At 61.6% G+C, this 16485-nt stretch carries 12 protein-coding genes and 1 tRNA gene; 9 read left to right on the top strand and 4 right to left on the bottom strand.

Annotation, left to right across the window (positions count from 1 at the left end; genetic code table 11):
• Window positions 1–705: 705 nt before the first annotated feature.
• The 7 genes from PLL20_12540 to PLL20_12570 all read left to right on the top strand — a co-directional run bounded on the left by PLL20_12540 (window position 706) and on the right by PLL20_12570 (window position 8985).
• Window positions 706–788: transfer RNA gene (locus PLL20_12540), tRNA-Tyr, on the top strand.
• Window positions 789–1127: 339 nt separating this feature from the next.
• Window positions 1128–1871, top strand: coding sequence for an HAD family hydrolase (locus PLL20_12545; GenBank protein HPD30819.1), 744 nt, complete (start codon window positions 1128–1130; stop codon window positions 1869–1871).
• A 131-nt stretch (window positions 1872–2002) separates the two neighbouring features.
• The gene (locus PLL20_12550; GenBank protein ID HPD30820.1) at window positions 2003–3574 is read left to right on the top strand and encodes an arylsulfatase; all 1572 of its coding nucleotides are present in this window, start codon (window positions 2003–2005) and stop codon (window positions 3572–3574) included.
• Window positions 3575–3664: 90 nt separating this feature from the next.
• On the top strand, window positions 3665–5773 hold the full coding sequence (locus PLL20_12555; protein ID HPD30821.1) for a beta-galactosidase: 2109 nt from the start codon (window positions 3665–3667) through the stop codon (window positions 5771–5773).
• An 89-nt stretch (window positions 5774–5862) separates the two neighbouring features.
• The gene (locus tag PLL20_12560; protein HPD30822.1) at window positions 5863–6870 is read left to right on the top strand and encodes a uroporphyrinogen decarboxylase family protein; all 1008 of its coding nucleotides are present in this window, start codon (window positions 5863–5865) and stop codon (window positions 6868–6870) included.
• Window positions 6871–7000: 130 nt separating this feature from the next.
• Window positions 7001–7558 (top strand): HDIG domain-containing protein, encoded by a 558-nt coding sequence (locus PLL20_12565; protein HPD30823.1) that lies wholly within the window; start codon window positions 7001–7003, stop codon window positions 7556–7558.
• 59 nt (window positions 7559–7617) lie between these two features.
• Window positions 7618–8985 (top strand): sulfatase, encoded by a 1368-nt coding sequence (locus PLL20_12570; GenBank protein ID HPD30824.1) that lies wholly within the window; start codon window positions 7618–7620, stop codon window positions 8983–8985.
• A gap of 40 nt (window positions 8986–9025) precedes the next feature.
• On the opposite strand, the gene PLL20_12575 is transcribed toward PLL20_12570, so the two are convergent.
• The 3 genes from PLL20_12575 to PLL20_12585 all read right to left on the bottom strand — a co-directional run bounded on the left by PLL20_12575 (window position 9026) and on the right by PLL20_12585 (window position 13588).
• A complete protein-coding gene (locus PLL20_12575; GenBank protein HPD30825.1) occupies window positions 9026–9910 on the bottom strand; it encodes a radical SAM protein in 885 nt (294 codons plus the stop codon).
• A gap of 277 nt (window positions 9911–10187) precedes the next feature.
• Complete coding sequence (locus tag PLL20_12580) at window positions 10188–12833, bottom strand: alpha-L-rhamnosidase N-terminal domain-containing protein (protein ID HPD30826.1); 2646 nt, start codon at window positions 12831–12833, stop codon at window positions 10188–10190.
• A gap of 275 nt (window positions 12834–13108) precedes the next feature.
• Window positions 13109–13588: a type II toxin-antitoxin system VapC family toxin gene (locus tag PLL20_12585; protein ID HPD30827.1), complete on the bottom strand. Its 480-nt coding sequence runs from the start codon at window positions 13586–13588 to the stop codon at window positions 13109–13111.
• A 713-nt stretch (window positions 13589–14301) separates the two neighbouring features.
• Between PLL20_12585 and PLL20_12590 the strand changes: the two genes are divergently transcribed.
• Window positions 14302–14706: a response regulator gene (locus tag PLL20_12590; protein HPD30828.1), complete on the top strand. Its 405-nt coding sequence runs from the start codon at window positions 14302–14304 to the stop codon at window positions 14704–14706.
• 9 nt (window positions 14707–14715) lie between these two features.
• On the opposite strand, the gene PLL20_12595 is transcribed toward PLL20_12590, so the two are convergent.
• Entirely contained in the window at window positions 14716–14952 is a 237-nt protein-coding gene (locus tag PLL20_12595; GenBank protein HPD30829.1) for a hypothetical protein, read from the bottom strand.
• A gap of 109 nt (window positions 14953–15061) precedes the next feature.
• Between PLL20_12595 and PLL20_12600 the strand changes: the two genes are divergently transcribed.
• The gene (locus tag PLL20_12600; protein HPD30830.1) at window positions 15062–16294 is read left to right on the top strand and encodes a hypothetical protein; all 1233 of its coding nucleotides are present in this window, start codon (window positions 15062–15064) and stop codon (window positions 16292–16294) included.
• The last annotated feature ends 191 nt before the right edge of the window (window positions 16295–16485 follow it).

Consider the following 16485-nt stretch of genomic DNA (forward strand, 5'->3'; position numbering starts at 1 on the left):
ATGCAAAAAACAGGTGCGGTCCATGAATAATGGGTGTTGTTCGAGGTATGACCGGGCAGGAGTAACTCGACATCGTCCGCTTGTGGTAACGAGTGGGTCAGGGGCCTTTGCGAAAAGCCGCGGATCAGGTGCGTTGAATGCCCCACCCGCCGCTTTCTTGCCGTCACGGACGAAGTGAGACGTTTCTGCATAGACACTTGCAAACGTTACCGGAGACGGCTGGACGGTTTCAGTTGAACGCCGAGTTGCCCATTCCTTTCGACGGCCCGGGGGAAAACGGAGGTTGATCTGATCTGCGACGATCCTTGCTGTACTCTGGGTTGAGGCGGGAGTACCGCTGGGCTTCAATCAGCTCGCGATGAGCATCGAGATGTCCTTCAGACATCCCCATTATTAAGTTCTTCTCTGATCTGGTGGGGCTCGGGAAGGACCCACATGGGCTCGGCGAAGGCCAGTCTGTCATGGGCAGCTCTAGCTCGCCCAAGGTCGAGATTGCCCTTGCCGAAGTATTGACGTTTACCGTCATTTATGATTTAATAGGCTTGATCGGCGGACCATGAGACTCCGTCGATGGTTTTGCCTTTGTGACTGATGAATTTTCGAGGTCCGGGCACGGCTGCCATCCTGAAAATCGCGTGCTCTTTGTCGATCAGGAACGAAGCCACAGCTTTGGGCATCTCGGAAGTCAATGGTCAGTAGCCTTTTGGGCGTGTGCCCGAGTGGACAAAGGGGACGGGCTGTAAACCCGTTGGCTTAAGCCTTCGGTGGTTCGAATCCACCCGCGCCCATTGCTGCCGATTATCTGTCTGTCACATCAATCATCACTTGGAACGGGCGGACTGCCTTGCGGCTCACCAACGGCTGGGCCAGACCAACGGTTAACAGCAAGGTGAGTCCTGAAAACGTCGACAAACCGAGAATCTGCCTTGTTGGAGAAACTAAATTCTGTTCATTGGTACGTTAAGCCGCCGACTTGGCTGACGGGAATCAGCAGGACTTCAACTCCGTAGCTGCGGTCGGCCGTCTGTGAACGATTGAACCTCACGCCTCCTGACGGTATCAAGCATGAGTGTTTTTGCCCGGATGCGGCGGGTCGGGTTTCAGGCGGCCGCCGAGCGAGTTGCCGAATGGACTACATCAGAGTCATTCTCTTCGATTGGGGCGGGACGCTTGCCCATGTCCGAACCCAGGCACAAGCCTTTGCCCTCGGTGCGGCCAAGGCCGGCCAGATTCTCTGCGGATCGGTTGGCAAGGCGGAGGTCGAACAACTGGGGCGAGCGATTATCTCGGCCGAAGCTGAAGCGGCCGCCGATCCCAGTCATCGCGAGGCTGATCTCACGCGGATCTTGGCTGAATGGGCAGCCCAGATCAACCCGCGCTTCACGCGCGACCAGCTTGATGCCGCCCGCGACGCCCTGGGCGAACAATGGATCGGCTCACTGGAAGTCGTCCCCGGAGCCCTCGAAGCCGTTCGTCAACTCCGCGAGCAGGGCTTGCGGATGGGCTTGGTCAGCAACTGCAGCGTACCCCCGGAATACTGCCGAAGAGAGCTTGCCCGGCAAGGTCTTGCCTCGCTCATGGATTTTGCCCTTTTCTCCAGCGAGGTTGGCTATCGCAAGCCCTCGCAGATCATCTACCAAGAAGCGCTCCAGAGGTCCTTCGCCGACGGTGAAGAAGCTGACCCATCGCGCGTGCTATTCGTGGGTGATTCGCCCGCGCTGGACGTGATCGCCCCGGCCGCAATAGGCATGAAAACCGCCTTGGTCGCCAGCGCGCCGGGGCTCTGGCCCGACGAGGATCATGCCCGGGCCAAGCCCGATCTACGCATCAAGAACGTGACCGAACTGCCGGTGCTGCTCAACGGCCGCTGAGTATCCCTGTCTTTCCTTCGGTTCATCCCACTCAGCGCCGCCCCCCCCTGTTTTCAGAGACCGTCGGGTTGCCCAAAGGCCGTTCATGCCTTACCTTGCCGGGACCAGAGACCCGTCGAGGAGAAAATGACATGTCTGCCAAATGCTTGTACGCGGTAATCATCATCTGTGCCGCAATGGCATCGGGCCTGCGGGGCGAAGCAAAGCCCGGGCGTCCTAACATCGTCATCATCATGGCCGACGACATGGGCTTTTCTGACCTCGGCTGCTACGGATCGGAGATTACAACCCAAAATGTCGACCGTCTCGCGGCCGGTGGCCTGCGTTTCACCCAGTTCTACAACACCGCAAGGTGCTGCCCGACGCGGGCGTCTCTGCTGACAGGCCTTTACCCGCACCAGGCCGGTATCGGACACATGGTCGGCCAAGGGCCCACCCCCGCGTATCAGGGATACCTCAATGACCGCTGCGTCACTATTGCCGAGGTTCTCAAGCAGGCGGGCTACCGCACGTTGATGGCCGGTAAGTGGCACGTGGGAGAGGACCGACCGCACTGGCCGTGCGATCGCGGATTCGACGAGTACTTCGGCCTGATCAGCGGAGCGTCGAGCTACTTCAGCATTGATCCCGGCCGAAAATTCGCCCGCGGCAACGAGCAAATCGATCCTGTGAAAGATCGCTTCTACATGACCGATGCCTTCACCGATGAGGCGCTTTCGTTCCTGGAGAAGCACGGCCGCCGGCCGCAACCGTTCTTCCTGTACCTCGCGTACACCTCGCCGCATTGGCCGCTCCATGCCTGGCCGGGGGACATCGCCAAGTACCGCGGAAAATACAGAATCGGTTGGGATGCCCTTCGCCGGCAGCGTCACAAGCGCATGATTGAAATGGGCATCGTCGATCCCCGCTGGCCGCTGTCTCCCCGAGATCCCGAGGCCCCCGCATGGACCGACGCCGCCGACAAGGACGATCTTGATCTGCGCATGGCCGTCTACGCGGCCCAGATCGACCGCATGGACCAGAACGTCGGCAGAGTGTTGAACAAGATCGGCGAAATCGGCGCGGATCAAAACACGCTGGTCTTTTTCCTGGCCGACAATGGCGCCTGTGCCGAGAAGGTGGATCGCGGCCGGAAAGGCGCAGCGGCCGACAGCAAGGATTCTTACTTGAGCTACGGTTTACCGTGGGCCAATGCCAGCAACACGCCGTTCCGGCTTTATAAGCATTGGGTGCATGAAGGTGGTATCTCCACGCCGCTCATTGCCTGCTGGCCGGCTGTGATCGATAAGCGCGGAGCGATCACGCGCGAGGTCGGTCATCTCATCGATTTGATGGCCACGTGTCTCGATGCGGCCGGCGTGGAATACCCTGCCACCTATCACGACAAACCGATCGCGCCGCTCGAGGGCAAGAGTCTGATACCCATCTTCCGCACCGGCACCCGCCAGGGGCATGAGGCGCTGTTCTGGGAACACGAAGGCAACCGCGCCGTCCGCGAGGGCAAGTGGAAGCTCGTGTCGCGCCATCCGGGCGAGTGGGAGTTGTACGATCTGGAGGCCGATCGGACCGAGCTGAACAACCTGGCCGACAAGCACCCGGACCGCGTCAAGGCCATGGTCGACAAGTACAAGGCATGGGCCGATCGGTGCGGCGTGCTGCGGTGGGATCAGGTCACCGGCGGTAAGAAGCCGGGAACCAAGTGACAGAGGCCTGCATGCGGAAGATTCAGAGAACGACGGACCGGTCTGCGATCTGTCGAGCAGTCCTCCTCGGCCAACTGTGGAGAGCAACTTATGAGCCTGATAACGATTCTCGCAATGCTCACGATGAGTGTTCCCCTCAACGCAGCAAAGGATACCCGCGCGCTCGCGTCTTTCGAAACAGCCGACGACCTGAAAGCCCTCCGCACCCACGAAACCGCTATTCAGCCCACGACTCGCCATGCCACGGACGGTTCGACCGCCCTGGAAGCGACCTTCAAGCCGGCCGAGTGGCCGTGCGTCAAGATGGTCCCACCGGCACCGTGGGATTGGAGCGGCTTCGACGGCTTGGCGGCGGATATGACCAACCCCGGGCCCACCTCGATCGATTTCGGCCTCCGGGCGGATGATGACCTGACCGGTGGGCCGCAGCACTGGCGGCAGGGCTCGGGCCGCCTGGAACCGGGCGAATCCGCTACGTTTGTCCTCCCGCTGGGTCCGGATCCGATGACATACGGGATGCGGGGCCTGCCGACGCCGTCGGGTATGCGAGGTCTGCGGGGAGATCAGAGCAAGCCCATCAATCTCTCGCACGTCGTGGCCTTCCAGATCTTCATGCACAAACCTGCTTCACCCATGGTGCTGATCCTCGATAACATCCGCCTGGTGCACTGGAACCAACCGCTTGATGGCATCGTCGATCAGTTCGGCCAATACGCAAACGCTGATTGGCCGGGAAAACTCAAGAACGTATCCGAGTTCGCTAAACGCCTGGCCTCGGAACGCAAAGAACTGAAATCCCGCCGAGCATTGCCTGATCGCGATCGTTTCGGCGGCTGGGACAGAAGGCCGAAGCTCAAGGCCTCGGGCTTCTTCCGTACGGAGAAGGTCAGGAACAAATGGTGGCTGGTCACACCCGAAGGGCGCCTCTTCTGGTCGATCGGGATGGACTGCGTCGGTACCGAGGCGTCCACGATCACCACCGGTCGCGAAAACATGTTCGCCTGGTTGCCGGCACAGGATGATCCGTTGGCTCGCCATGCCGGCCGCGTCCGGAATGTGCACATGGGCCCGGTCAAGGAAGGCGCGACTTACAACTTCTACACAGCCAATCTGGAGCGCAAGTTCGGCCCGAACTACTTCTCGCTTTGGGCGGAGCTGACCCTCGAGCGGCTGGAATCCTGGGGTTTTAACACGATCGCCAACTGGTCGGACCACCGGCTTTACGGCAATGGCCGCGTCCCTTACGTCGCCACGGTTCACATCGGCGGCAACCACGGGCGGCTGAGCAGCGGTTCAGACTATTGGGGCAAAATGCACGATCCCTACGACCCGCAGTTTGCCGTGGACGCGGCCAATGCCATCCGGCCGATTGCCGAAAGAGTCAGAAATGATCCCTGGTGCCTCGGCTATTTCGTAGACAACGAGCTGAGTTGGGGCGGTTTCGGTGACGAAGCAGGGCGTTGCGGCTTGGCACGGGGAGCACTGGCCGAGTCTTCTGAGTCGCACGCCAAGAAAGCCTTCCTCTCGCAACTGCGCGACAAGTACGGAGCCGTCGACAAGCTCAACGAGGCCTGGGGGATAAAGCTGGCCGATTGGGCGGCGCTTGATCAGCCATACAGGCACCAGGGCAACGAAACAAACGCCATGACCGCCGATATGCGGGCCTTCGTGAAGGACCTGGCCCGTCGATACTTCACCATCGTGCGCGACGAGATGAGAAAGCTCGACCCCAATCACTTGTACATGGGCTGCAGGTTCGCCTGGCAGACGGATGAAGCAGTGCAGGCTTCCACCGAAACCTGTGACGTGGTTAGTTTCAACATCTACGCCGTCACGCCCGAACCCAAACGAATGGCCGCCGTCGAGCCGTTTGACAAGCCCTGCATCATTGGCGAATTCCACTTCGGGGCCCTGGATCGCGGGATGTTTCACACCGGCCTGGTGGCCGCAGCCGACCAGAAAACCCGGGCCCAGATGTACCGCGACTACGTACACCACGCTCTGGACAACCCCCTGGTCGTCGGTTGCCACTGGTTCCAGTACCTCGATCAGCCGCTTACCGGCCGCAGCTACGACGGCGAGAACTACAATATCGGTTTTGTCACCGTGACCGACTCGCCGTATCCTGAGATGGTCGAAGCCGCCCGCGCCGTACACACCGAGGCGTATGCCCGACGATGGGGCAAAGCGGCACAATGAGGGTCACGATTCAAGCGTGACGAGGAGCGGAGGCATCACGGCCGGGCAAGTTGGAGGTCTCCCGTCTCCGTCAGAGTGAGGTTTGTTTCATGTCCCCTCGCCAGGCCGTGCAAGCCGCGTTTCGCTTCGAGCAGGTTGAACCGGTGCCCTATTGGCTGCAATGGGACAAGGAATTGGATGCGGGGCTCGATGAGTATTTCGGCTCTTGCGCCTGGCGGAAGCGAGTCGTCCCGTACGTCGTCGGGCGCCATTTCGGCCACCGCGAGAAGCCCGTCAGCGTCGAGCGCAGCCATGACGCCTTCGGGACCGTCTTCCGCATCGGTAACATCCTTCACGTCGAGCAACCCGTTCTGTCCGAGCCGAGCCTCAAAGGTTACCGCTGGCCCGAGCCCAACGAGCTGATCGATTGGGACGAAATCGATGCGTTTCTCGCGCCGTTCCCCCAAAGCTTTCGCATGTGCGGCCTGGCCATGGGGCTCTTCGAGCGAAGCTGGCTCATGCGCGGGTTTGAGAACATCCTCGTCGACATGATGCTGGTCCCCGATTTCGTTCATGAGTTGCTGGATGGCATTCTCGATCTGCATCTGCGAGTCATGGACAGGATCGTCGCTCGTGTGCCCCTCGACGCCTACTTTGGAGGCGACGATTGGTGCGATCAGCGCACCGTGATGATGGGCCTGGACCTTTGGCGACAGTTTTTCAAGCCGCGGCTGCAACAGATGGTCCGCCACTGCCACGAACTCGGTCTGGCTTATGTGCTTCATTCCTGCGGCAATGTGGCGCCGCTCGTGGATGATCTGTTGGAAATCGGCCTCGACGGACTTGAATCACTGCAAGCTGAATCGATGAACGTCTACAAGCTCAAGCGTAAGGTCGCCGGCCGGATGGTCCTCATCGGCGGCATGGGCGTACAGCGGCTTATCCCGTTCGGCACTCCCGACGAGATTCGCGAGGAGACCTGCCGCCTGATCCGGGAACTCGGACAGGGCGGCGGCTATGTTCTGGGGCCGTCGAAGCCGATTCCGGCCGGCACGCCGGTCGCCAACGCCGCCGCATTCATTGAAACGGCCATGCAGTACGGTGCATCCCGCCCATAGAATGGGTTGGGCCAACGGCCGTGATCGGCGGAAAACAGCTTTCACGCCCGAAGTGGACAGCCCCAGGCCGGGTGTTATTGTGTGGATTGGGAACCGGCCCCGCAGCGACCTTGTCGGGAGTATTACCGAGATGACCCGCGACCAAGCCTGGACGTTGCTCAACCAGTACACCAAGTCCGATTCGCTCATCAAGCATGCTCTGGCCGTCGAGGCCGCCATGGCATACTACGCAGAACGGTTCGGCGAGGATGTCGAGACCTGGCGGGTCGTCGGTCTGCTTCACGATTTCGACTATGAGCGCTGGCCCCGGCAGCCTGAGCACACGCGAGAGGGAGCCAGGATCCTGCGCGAACGCGGCGTCGACGAGGAGATTGTCGGCGCGATTCTCTCTCATGCCGAGTCCAACCGCGCCGACTACCCCCTGGACCGCCCCATCCGGAAGGTGCTGACGGCGGTCGACGAGCTGTGCGGCTTCATCACCGCCGTCGCGTATGTCCGCCCCGAGCGCCTGACCGGGATGACGCCCAAGAGCGTGCGAAAGAAGCTCAAGCAGCCGTCTTTCGCCGCCGCCGTGAGTCGCGAAGATATCGCCAGGGGCGCCGAACTGGTCGGATTGGACCTCGACGAACACATGAGCAACGTCATCGCGGCCATGCAACGCGCGTCCAAGGAGCTTGGCTTAGCGTGAGGGTCGGAACAGGTAAGCCGCGGCCCTTCGAGCGCTGACAATCGAAAAGGAGTCCCACGGTGATTCGAGCATTCCATTGGCTGATGACAGCCGCGTTGTTCTGTCTCGCATCCGCTGCGATCGGGGCGGAGCGCAAGCCCAATATCGTCTTCATCCTGGCCGATGATCTCGGCTGGACGGACCTCGGCTGCATGGGGTCCAAGTACTACGAAACGCCGCACATCGATCGACTCGCCTCGCAGGGCACGAAATTCCTCAATCACCATCACTGTCAGAACTGCACGCCGACCCGGGCAGCCCTGATGTCCGGCCAGTACCCGCCTCGCACCGGTGTATACACGGTCGGCTCTCTGGAGCGAGGAAAGGCCGAACATCGAAGGATGGCCGTACCGCAAAACCAGACTGACTTGCCCCTCGATCGCCGCACCATCGCCGACCAGCTCAAAGCCGCCGGTTATGCCACCGCGATGTTCGGCAAGTGGCACATCGGTCAACAAGGTCAATACCATCCGGCCCAGCGCGGCTTCGACGAAGCAATCGTCAGCATGGGCCGGCACTTCAACTTCGTCACCCACCCACCCGTGACCTATCCGCCCGGCACATACCTGGCCGACTTCCTCACCGACAAGGCCGTTGATTTCATTACCCGGCACAAGGACAAGCCGTTCTTTCTCTACCTGCCGCACTTCGCCGTGCATACGCCGCACGAGGCGAAAAAGGACTTATTCGCCAGGTTCAAGGACAAGGCCCCCGCAGGCGGCCACGGCGACCCGACATATGCGGCCATGATCTACAGCGTCGACGAGAGCGTCGGTCGGATGATGGCCAGGCTCGACGAGCTCAAACTCGCCGACAACACAATAGTCATATTCTCGTCGGACAACGGCGGAGTGGGCGGCTATGAGGAGATCGGCGGCAAAGGCATCACATCGAACGCTCCGCTCCGCGGCGGTAAGGGTATGCTTTACGAAGGCGGCGTGCGCGTGCCCTTCATCGTCCGCTGGCCGGGAAATACCAGACCGGGCACAACCTGCAACGAGCCGACCATTCACGTAGACGTGTACGCGACGTTGCTCGAACTGGCCGGCGCCCCCAAGCCGCCGCAAACCCTCGACGGTGAGAGCATGGTCGCGCTGTTCAAGGATCCGGCCGCTAAGCTCAAGCGAGACGCCATTTACACGCATTTCCCTGGATATCTGGAGGGCTATGGCACGGGCAAGTGGCGCACCGCGCCTGTGGGCACAATACAGATGGGAGACTGGAAACTGCTCGAGTTCTTCGAGACCGGCCGACTGGAACTGTACAACCTGCGCGACGATCCGGGTGAGAAAAACGATCTCGCGGAGAGGATGCCCGAGCGCGTTCGCGAATTGCACGCTCGCCTGGCCGAATGGCGAAAGTCGACCAACGCCGCTATGCCCAAGTAAAAACGGCCTTGAGTCGAAAAGCCCGCCCCAATCCCGGCGTCTACGTCAGGCGCTCAGCCACTCCCGCCACTTGGGCGGCCTTGCGGATGCGGGCATTGAGCCGGCGCTCGTAATGACGTCGAAAAGCAGCGTGAAATAAAACTCTCTGATAGTGGTCATAAAGCTCGGGACAGTGGTGACGTAAGACCTGCTGAACGGCCGGCCAGACGCGCGAACGCGGATTGAGCAGGTCGGTCCAGATCCGGTCCACGCCCATCTCGGCCGCCATCGCAAACAACCTCGCCAGAGCCTCGTCGGTGTCGCTGATGCCCGGCAGCAGAGGCCCGAACATCACCGCCGTGCACATACCCGCAGCCTTGGCCTGCCGAAGAATCTCGATCCGCTCGGCAACGGTTGACGCCCCCGGCTCCCAGATAGCCGCCCAGTTCTCGTCCGGCGTGGTGATGGTTACACCGATCTGAACACGCCCGCCGGTCAGAATGTCGAGATCGCGCAGCACCAGCTTGCTCTTGGTCAGGATGTTGAGTTGGAACCCGGTCGCAACGAGCAGGCGGCAGCACTCGCGCGTCAGGCGATAGTGTGCCTCGATCGGCTGCCACCCGTCGCACGCGCTGCAGGTGAACACCGACCCCGGCTCCAGCCGCCGAAGCTGCCGTGTCAAAGCCGCAACCGCGTTCACGCGGACATCGACGAACCGCCCCCACTCCTCGTCGTGCGGGCGGAATCGTTGCATGAACCGCGCATAGCAGTAACCGCACCCATGCCCGCAACCGACGTAGCAGTTAAACGAGAAGTCGTCGATGCCGCAGCGATTCAGCAGCTTGCGGCACTCAACCTCGCGAACGGCGACACCGTGCGGACCTGCCTTCGGTTCTGCCGGCCGCTCCGAGGAGCCGAACAGTGTCGGTTCGGGCTTTTTGCTCATAACGTGTGTCCCCGAAGGAGGCCGTGATAGGAGCTCGGCGATTCATCGCTCGGAACGAACGGCATCCCGAAGACCATTCGCTGGCCTCAGAATCCGCTATGCATCGCTGGCCCCAGAATCCGTTATGCATCGCTGGCCCCAGAATCCGTTCTGGGGCCTTTCGCGTGGAGGATTCCCATCCTCATTCTCTGCTGGGCTACTCTCGTGCGTGCCTGCGGCACTATTCTGCCGGGGGGATGCTCCCGGACGACGTTCGTCGAACCGACCCCGGTGACCCTCACGTTTGTCGCAGATGAAGCTTGACCGCCTTGCCCGCTGGCAGCCGGAAGCGTCGCCGGCCGACGGCCGGTGGCGAAATCGGCTCCAGGTCCACCCGTTCGGCCTCGGGCAGGACCAGCTCACCCTCCATCCGCGGCGGCAGCGAAATCGTGATCTCCCGGTCACCTTGGATCCCCTTGGAAGCGAACTCAACCGGACCGCGAACCGTGCGGGCGGTCAGGCTCAACTCGCGCAGGTCGGCAAGTTGCGGCCGGATCTCGCAACGGCCAAAGCCCGGCTCCAACGGCTTAATTCCCGCGATACTCATGTACAACACGAACAGCGGCGAGACCGGACAATGGCTCCACTGCGAGCCCGAGTCCGCCGTCACCTTCCAGTCCTCCTGGAGCGTGTTGTTCAACAGCACGGAATCCATCGTTGCCCACCGCTCGCGCAAATCCTTCAGGATCACGTCCGCCCGCCCCATCTTGCCCAGGGCCCACAGCCGCCAGCAGGCGTTGGCCGGATATGAAAAGCCCATGTTCTTCGGACAATCCACCAACGCCCGCAACGACGCGTCGGTCTGCCCGTCCGGACACTGGTCAAAGAGTATGGCCGTCGCCAATGAACGATCACACAAACGGACGTCCTTCTCCTGCGTCAGCCACGGCAGATTTGCCACGAACGTCTGATGCTTGCAGCTCCAGAACGTCTTGACCGCGGCGTCCAGCAGTTCACGCCCGAACGCCTCGGCCCGCTCCGCCCGCTGACGATCACCAAACGCCCGGCAGATCAAGGGCAGCGCATGCTGGAGCATCGCTGCGGCATAGAGGTTCAGCGCGCACTGCTTGTGGTGCTGCTTCTGATAGGCCACGTGGTCGATCCAGACACAGGGAATGCCCAGACCTTCGACCTTGAGCAACCCGCGTTCGTCGCGAATGGTTGTAAGATAGTCGCAGAACCGCAACAACCGCGGATACGGTTCGTCCAAATCCTTCAGGTTGCCCGTGTACAGGTAGTGATACCAGCAGTCGAAGTTGAAGCCGATTCCATGATCGATCAGCGGCCCCCAGCCGGCCAGGCCGACGGTCCGTTCCATCATCCGGGCCAGGCGATCGTATGCCGGCCAGCAGTCGAGGAAGTAGCCGTCGGGTGCTTGCCCCTGGCTGAATGTGGTGATGAAACGGCGGGGCAGCGTGGTCTCGCCGAACGCCAGGTGCAGAGCATGCAACTGGTGGCCGCAATCACCGCTGTACTGTTGCCGCTCGCGGGCCATGCCGTCCACGCACGTCTCCTGGCACGAGTTGTTGATCGTGTTGACGGTCGCCCCGATCAGCCGCTGCAACTCGGGCTCGTCAACCTGAACCGAGACCTGATGCGGCCACGGGAAGATCCTCCGGCGCACATGGACGTCGCCGACGGTGACCTTGCCCGTAGCGCCGTGAATGTGCAGTTGCAGCCAGCGAACCGACTCGAAGTCGAAAGTCTCAAAGCGATTCACACCCTCGCGGCAGACAAAGCGGCCCCAACTGTTCCAGTGCGTGTTGAGCAACGGCGGGCCGCCGATTTCGTGGGCCTCGTGCACGAGCAGTTCGATCACGGTGCCCGCCGGGGCCTCGATGGTAAAGCCCGGCCAGCCGATCACCTGTTCGGCCAGCTCGAACGTGAGTACCGCGCCGCGCCGGCCGTCAAGCTGGACGTGCCACTCGCCGGGACCGCCCTCCGTGAACGCCAGGCTGCGGTCCACGTCGAACGCGCCCGGAACGCCGAATTCAAAGTACTCCTCCGGCGACCGTTTCCAGGTCAGCCACAGCGATTCGGAGAGATCCACCGCGGGCACCATGTATTCCTTCAGCAGCGCGGTGCTTCGAGCGCGCAGTTCGCAGGCGTGGGACTCGCCGTGGAAACCGTGCAGGTAATCCGGATAGTCGGCACAGACCGGCGGATCGTTGGGCGAACAATGCAACGGCATAGCCGCGAGCCAATCATGATCGGGCTTGAACTCGACCGTGTCCCAACCGTAGGGATACAGGCGGGCGTCGAACTCCTCTTGCAGCGTCCGGCAGAAATCCCGCTTGTAGTGACCCGGCAGCCATGCCCGACACAAATGGGCACGCCAATTCTCGTCCGAAATGACCGTTTCGACCCGACCATCGGCGTACTCGATTTCCAGGCGGAACAGGAAACCCGGTTTGCCCGCCGGCCAGGTCCCTTCGCCGACGCCGTAGAACAGGACGGTCGCGCCGATCACGTTCTCGCCGCTTTGCAGCGAACCGGTCAGATCGATTGGATCGGCCTCCAGCCACCGCGGATCACACGGCGACGGCCCCCACTGAATCCGCTTGCCATTCACCGTCAGCAGGTACCGGCTGTCGGCGCTGATCCAGCCCGTCGCCTTCTTCGGCTTGCCGACAAGGCTGACGTTCCGCCGGAACAGCACAAACGTGTTCTGCAGACAGCGCTGCGACGGATACCAGATCCATCGCGCGGGATTCAGGTCGGGCAACCGAACAGGCGGCTCATTCCCCTGCGGTAGAACAAGCATGTTGTCACCCGTGTCTTGCGAGGTCGTGAGCGAGCAGCCCTGCATCAGCGCCAGGGAAGCCCCGGCCGTCGCCGAACCAACGAGAAAACCTCGGCGGGAAATATCGTTCGGTCCACTCATGAGGCACCCTCAGGTGAATGAAAAGCCGTCGACGAGCAGGGTGGACACCCGGTGATCTGCCGAGGGGACTGTCCGACAGTCAGGACGGGGAAGACCGCATTGACGGCTTGCGATATGCCGGTTCTTGAATAATCGTCCATTCAGGATGTTGGCGCTCCAACTCCTGCAGGCGATCGCACAACCGGTCAACATCGTTTCCGGACTCTTCGGAAATGGATCGCCGAATTGTACGTACCTCGTCGATCAAAGTGTCGGGTTGTCTTCGTCCTTGTGCGTTAGGATTCATCCTCTGACCCCCATAGCATGTCCGGTGTGACAATTGAAGGCGGCATCAAACCAACGCGCCGACAAATCCGCTGTAAGTGCTCAATCTTATTGGGGTTCGCAAGGTGGCGGACGTTCCAACTCAGCACGTAATCCATGCCATGCACCGTGGCGACGGCAACGTGAACCGCATCACCTGCGACTGGTGCGGGCATAACCTTCTCCTGCACCAGAAGCCCCGCCAATCCGCGAACCTCGTCACCAATGGCCAGTCGCGGGATCCCTGCAATCTTCTGAAGAGCCTCATCGCGACCATGGAAATCCGGACCGGATAATTCAATGATCACCTCAGCGGACACGAACAAATCGTGAGCCGAACGCTGAGTGTCCCACCACTCGCAACTGACCTGCCGCTGATAGAGGCTGGCCGTATCCGTGCGGTCCGTCACGCAGGCGCTGATGAAGCTCGTTTCCAGATACACACGTGCCATCACCACATTATAGCGGACTCGGCAGCGGCCACGGAAGCGTCTCTGGCTCCCTCTTCATCCGCCAGAACGGGAACCATCGGTCACCGACCGCCCGGCACAGTCGAGGCGTCTCCACAGGCTTGTTTCACCAACCCTCGCTATTCAGGCCCACATCATCGATCCGCAGGTATTCCCCCTGCAGAGTCAGGTGGGAATGCCGATCTGCGCAGGTAGGATACCCGTCAATCACAAGCACGCAAAGGACCGCCTGCGGCAGGGTCCGTGATCGTTCAGGCGTTTCCCCGCCTGGACCGTCACAGACCCTGTGTACCTGGCCGGTGAAAGCATTATCCGGCGGTCGGTTCGCTGAGAGCCGGTTCCGTAACCGAGGTTCGAGCCGCACGTCCGCATATCTCAACCGTGTGGCCGATAAGCACGGTTATTTGCTCGTCGCGAGCCCCCGTTTTCAGATAGTATTTGACATTCATCGATCTGAATTCGATGTTTGAGGGACTGCTTTTCAGTTCGAGCCGGGGTGGCAGCGGTCCAGGCACGTCCGCCGGCCGGCTGATGCCAGTCCGAGTGTTCGCGGGCACAAACCGCCGGCTTGTCCGATTCCAGAGCATCCGAAGCCGGGACGCCGTCGGCTTGTTGCCGATGGCACTCCGCAGATGCGACCGGCCGTGGGGTGGGAGTAATGGGTCCGACCAGGCGGCGGGTTGTTGGGGGAAGTGATGCGCGTACCCACCGTATTAGTGGTAGACGATTGCGAAGAAGATCTCGACCTGGTTGAGCATGCACTGGGTGACGAGGAGTTTAAGACCTACCGGGCTCGCTCGGGTCCCGATGCGATCGGACTGATGATGAGCACCCGGATCGATATGGTCGTCTTGGATCTCGATCTGCCCGAGATGAGCGGAATCGCCGTTCTGGAGGTGATCCGCTACATCCCCCGGCTGATGCGCTCCCAGGTGCTGGTCATGGCCTCGCCGGAACAGGCCCACAACGTCCAGCGGGCGCGGGAACTCGGCGCTTGCGGGGTGGTGAGCAAGCCGCTATCGCCCGAAGAGATCTGTCTCGAGGTCCGGACGGCATTCAACGAAGCTACTGAAACGCTGGTTTTCGCCGGCGTGCTGTGAGCTTGGCGATCAGATGATCGCCGAAACGATCGGTGGCGGTTCCCGCTGGTTGTTCACGTTCGCCGGCGCAGCCCTCGGAATCGGGCCAGGCTCGGCAATGCGTGACCGACCTGCCAAAAACAGCACGGGAAACCAAGTGAGCGCGGGATTGACGGTCATCTCCTCCTCCTTCTGCGATTGCCCGTGATTGGGTGCCCCGCGACGGCTCAGACCGTCGCGGGGCTTGCTCTTCTTTTCGGCGATCAAACACCCCTCCTTGCCAGCCACAACCTGAATCCCTAGCATGTCCGCCAACAGAGATGACCGATGTTTTCGGTCGCACGCGAGGGCAACCCACAACCGATACGAGGTCGCAATGAACCATATACGCGCTCCGATCATTCTGTTTCTACTATGGACAGCAAAGGCGGGGGGGGCGACCGCATCCGCCCCGGCCGGCGAGCCGCAGGCAGCACCATTGCCATTCCCCATCTACGTCGCCTCGCGAATCGACGCAGCGATCACGATCGACGGCCGGCTCACTGAGCCGGCCTGGCGGCAGACGGCCTTGGGCTGGGGAATGTCGCACGGGATGGAACCGAACGTCCTGTGTCCCGACGCCACGCTGTTTCGCATCGGCTGGAACAACCAGGCCTTGCTCATTTCGCTGGCCTGCTATAAGCGCGATATCCAGGACGATTTGCCGGAGAATATCTGGAGACCGCAGGAGCCGGAAATCATTGATACACAGGCGGTGCCTCGACATGACCGCGAACGTGGCGTCGTCCCGCCGGTCAACACCGCCGATGTGCTCATCTCGCGAGATGGTCGGACTGTCACCCTCAGCTTTGCCCCGCCCTTGACCGACCCCGCTCAGTCGGTCAAGGGACCACCCGCCCCGCCAACCGGGTCCATACATGATTCCGTCGGCAGCCGCCCGCTTGATCTGAAGATCGAACACGCCTACCAAGGCGGCCCGAACGACGGCTTGTGGACGGTCGAAGCCCGTGTCACCTGGCAACAACTCGGCTTCCAACCGCCCACCGCCGGCGAAGACTGGGCTCTGAACGTCTATCGCGACATCCGATTTTTCTCCAACTGGGCGTTCATCGCCTGGATGCGCGACTGGGGCAAGGCCGAGTACTCGCGATACGACCTCGTCGAGCGATTCGGTCGTGTCCTCTTCGTGGCCGACCGGCCGGACGACGCCATCGACAAGATCGTCAAAGAGACTCTTCCCCGACGCGGGCCGGTGCGCGTATTCGCCGCTGACGCCTTGGTGTTGGTCGAGCCAAACGTGCAAACCGTGCGACAGCGATACGGCGAGCAGGTCGAGGTCCTCAAAGCTTACGCCGAAGGCATCCGTCGTCAGCGGAGCCGCATCGGCAATGACCTGCCATATCACCCCTTTTTCACCGAGAAGAAACCTCGCGAGCACCTGGCGTTGGCGTCGCGTCAACTGGCCCGGCTGACCTGGGCGGTAAACGAGAAGCCCTTATGGGACGACCCGGCCTGCACGGTCGCATTGATTTCACACGCCATCCCGGAAGCCCGCGAAGGCTTATCCGCCTACAAGAAGGAAAGGTTGTACCGTGGCCTGTTCGAGTAACCACCTGATCGCGGCTCTGCCGGGGTTTCTTGACGTTGGCCGCTCGGCCCGGAATCCCTTTCGCTCGGCCCGGAGTCCCTTGGTCCGCTTGGCCCGGAATCCTTTCCGGGCCCGTCCTGCGAACCGCTCGGCCCGGAATCCTTTCCGGGCCGTCCCGCTGCGCAGCGTCCACTCCACGTGCGGCGCGAATG

The sequence above is a fragment of the Phycisphaerae bacterium genome (assembly GCA_035384605.1).
Classification (GTDB): Bacteria; Planctomycetota; Phycisphaerae; order UBA1845; family PWPN01; genus JAUCQB01.

Bases quoted from the DNA above. Each gene is read 5' to 3' on its own strand.
- PLL20_12575 (HPD30825.1), bottom strand. From the start codon at position 9,910: ATGAGCAAAAAGCCCGAACCGACACTGTTCGGCTCCTCGGAGCGGCCG.
- PLL20_12580 (HPD30826.1), bottom strand. From the start codon at position 12,833: ATGAGTGGACCGAACGATATTTCCCGCCGAGGTTTTCTCGTTGGTTCG.
- PLL20_12600 (HPD30830.1), top strand. From the start codon at position 15,062: ATGAACCATATACGCGCTCCGATCATTCTGTTTCTACTATGGACAGCA.
- PLL20_12560 (HPD30822.1), top strand. From the start codon at position 5,863: ATGTCCCCTCGCCAGGCCGTGCAAGCCGCGTTTCGCTTCGAGCAGGTT.
- PLL20_12555 (HPD30821.1), top strand. From the start codon at position 3,665: ATGAGCCTGATAACGATTCTCGCAATGCTCACGATGAGTGTTCCCCTC.
- PLL20_12565 (HPD30823.1), top strand. From the start codon at position 7,001: ATGACCCGCGACCAAGCCTGGACGTTGCTCAACCAGTACACCAAGTCC.
- PLL20_12590 (HPD30828.1), top strand. From the start codon at position 14,302: ATGCGCGTACCCACCGTATTAGTGGTAGACGATTGCGAAGAAGATCTC.
- PLL20_12550 (HPD30820.1), top strand. From the start codon at position 2,003: ATGTCTGCCAAATGCTTGTACGCGGTAATCATCATCTGTGCCGCAATG.
- PLL20_12545 (HPD30819.1), top strand. From the start codon at position 1,128: ATGGACTACATCAGAGTCATTCTCTTCGATTGGGGCGGGACGCTTGCC.
- PLL20_12585 (HPD30827.1), bottom strand. From the start codon at position 13,588: ATGGCACGTGTGTATCTGGAAACGAGCTTCATCAGCGCCTGCGTGACG.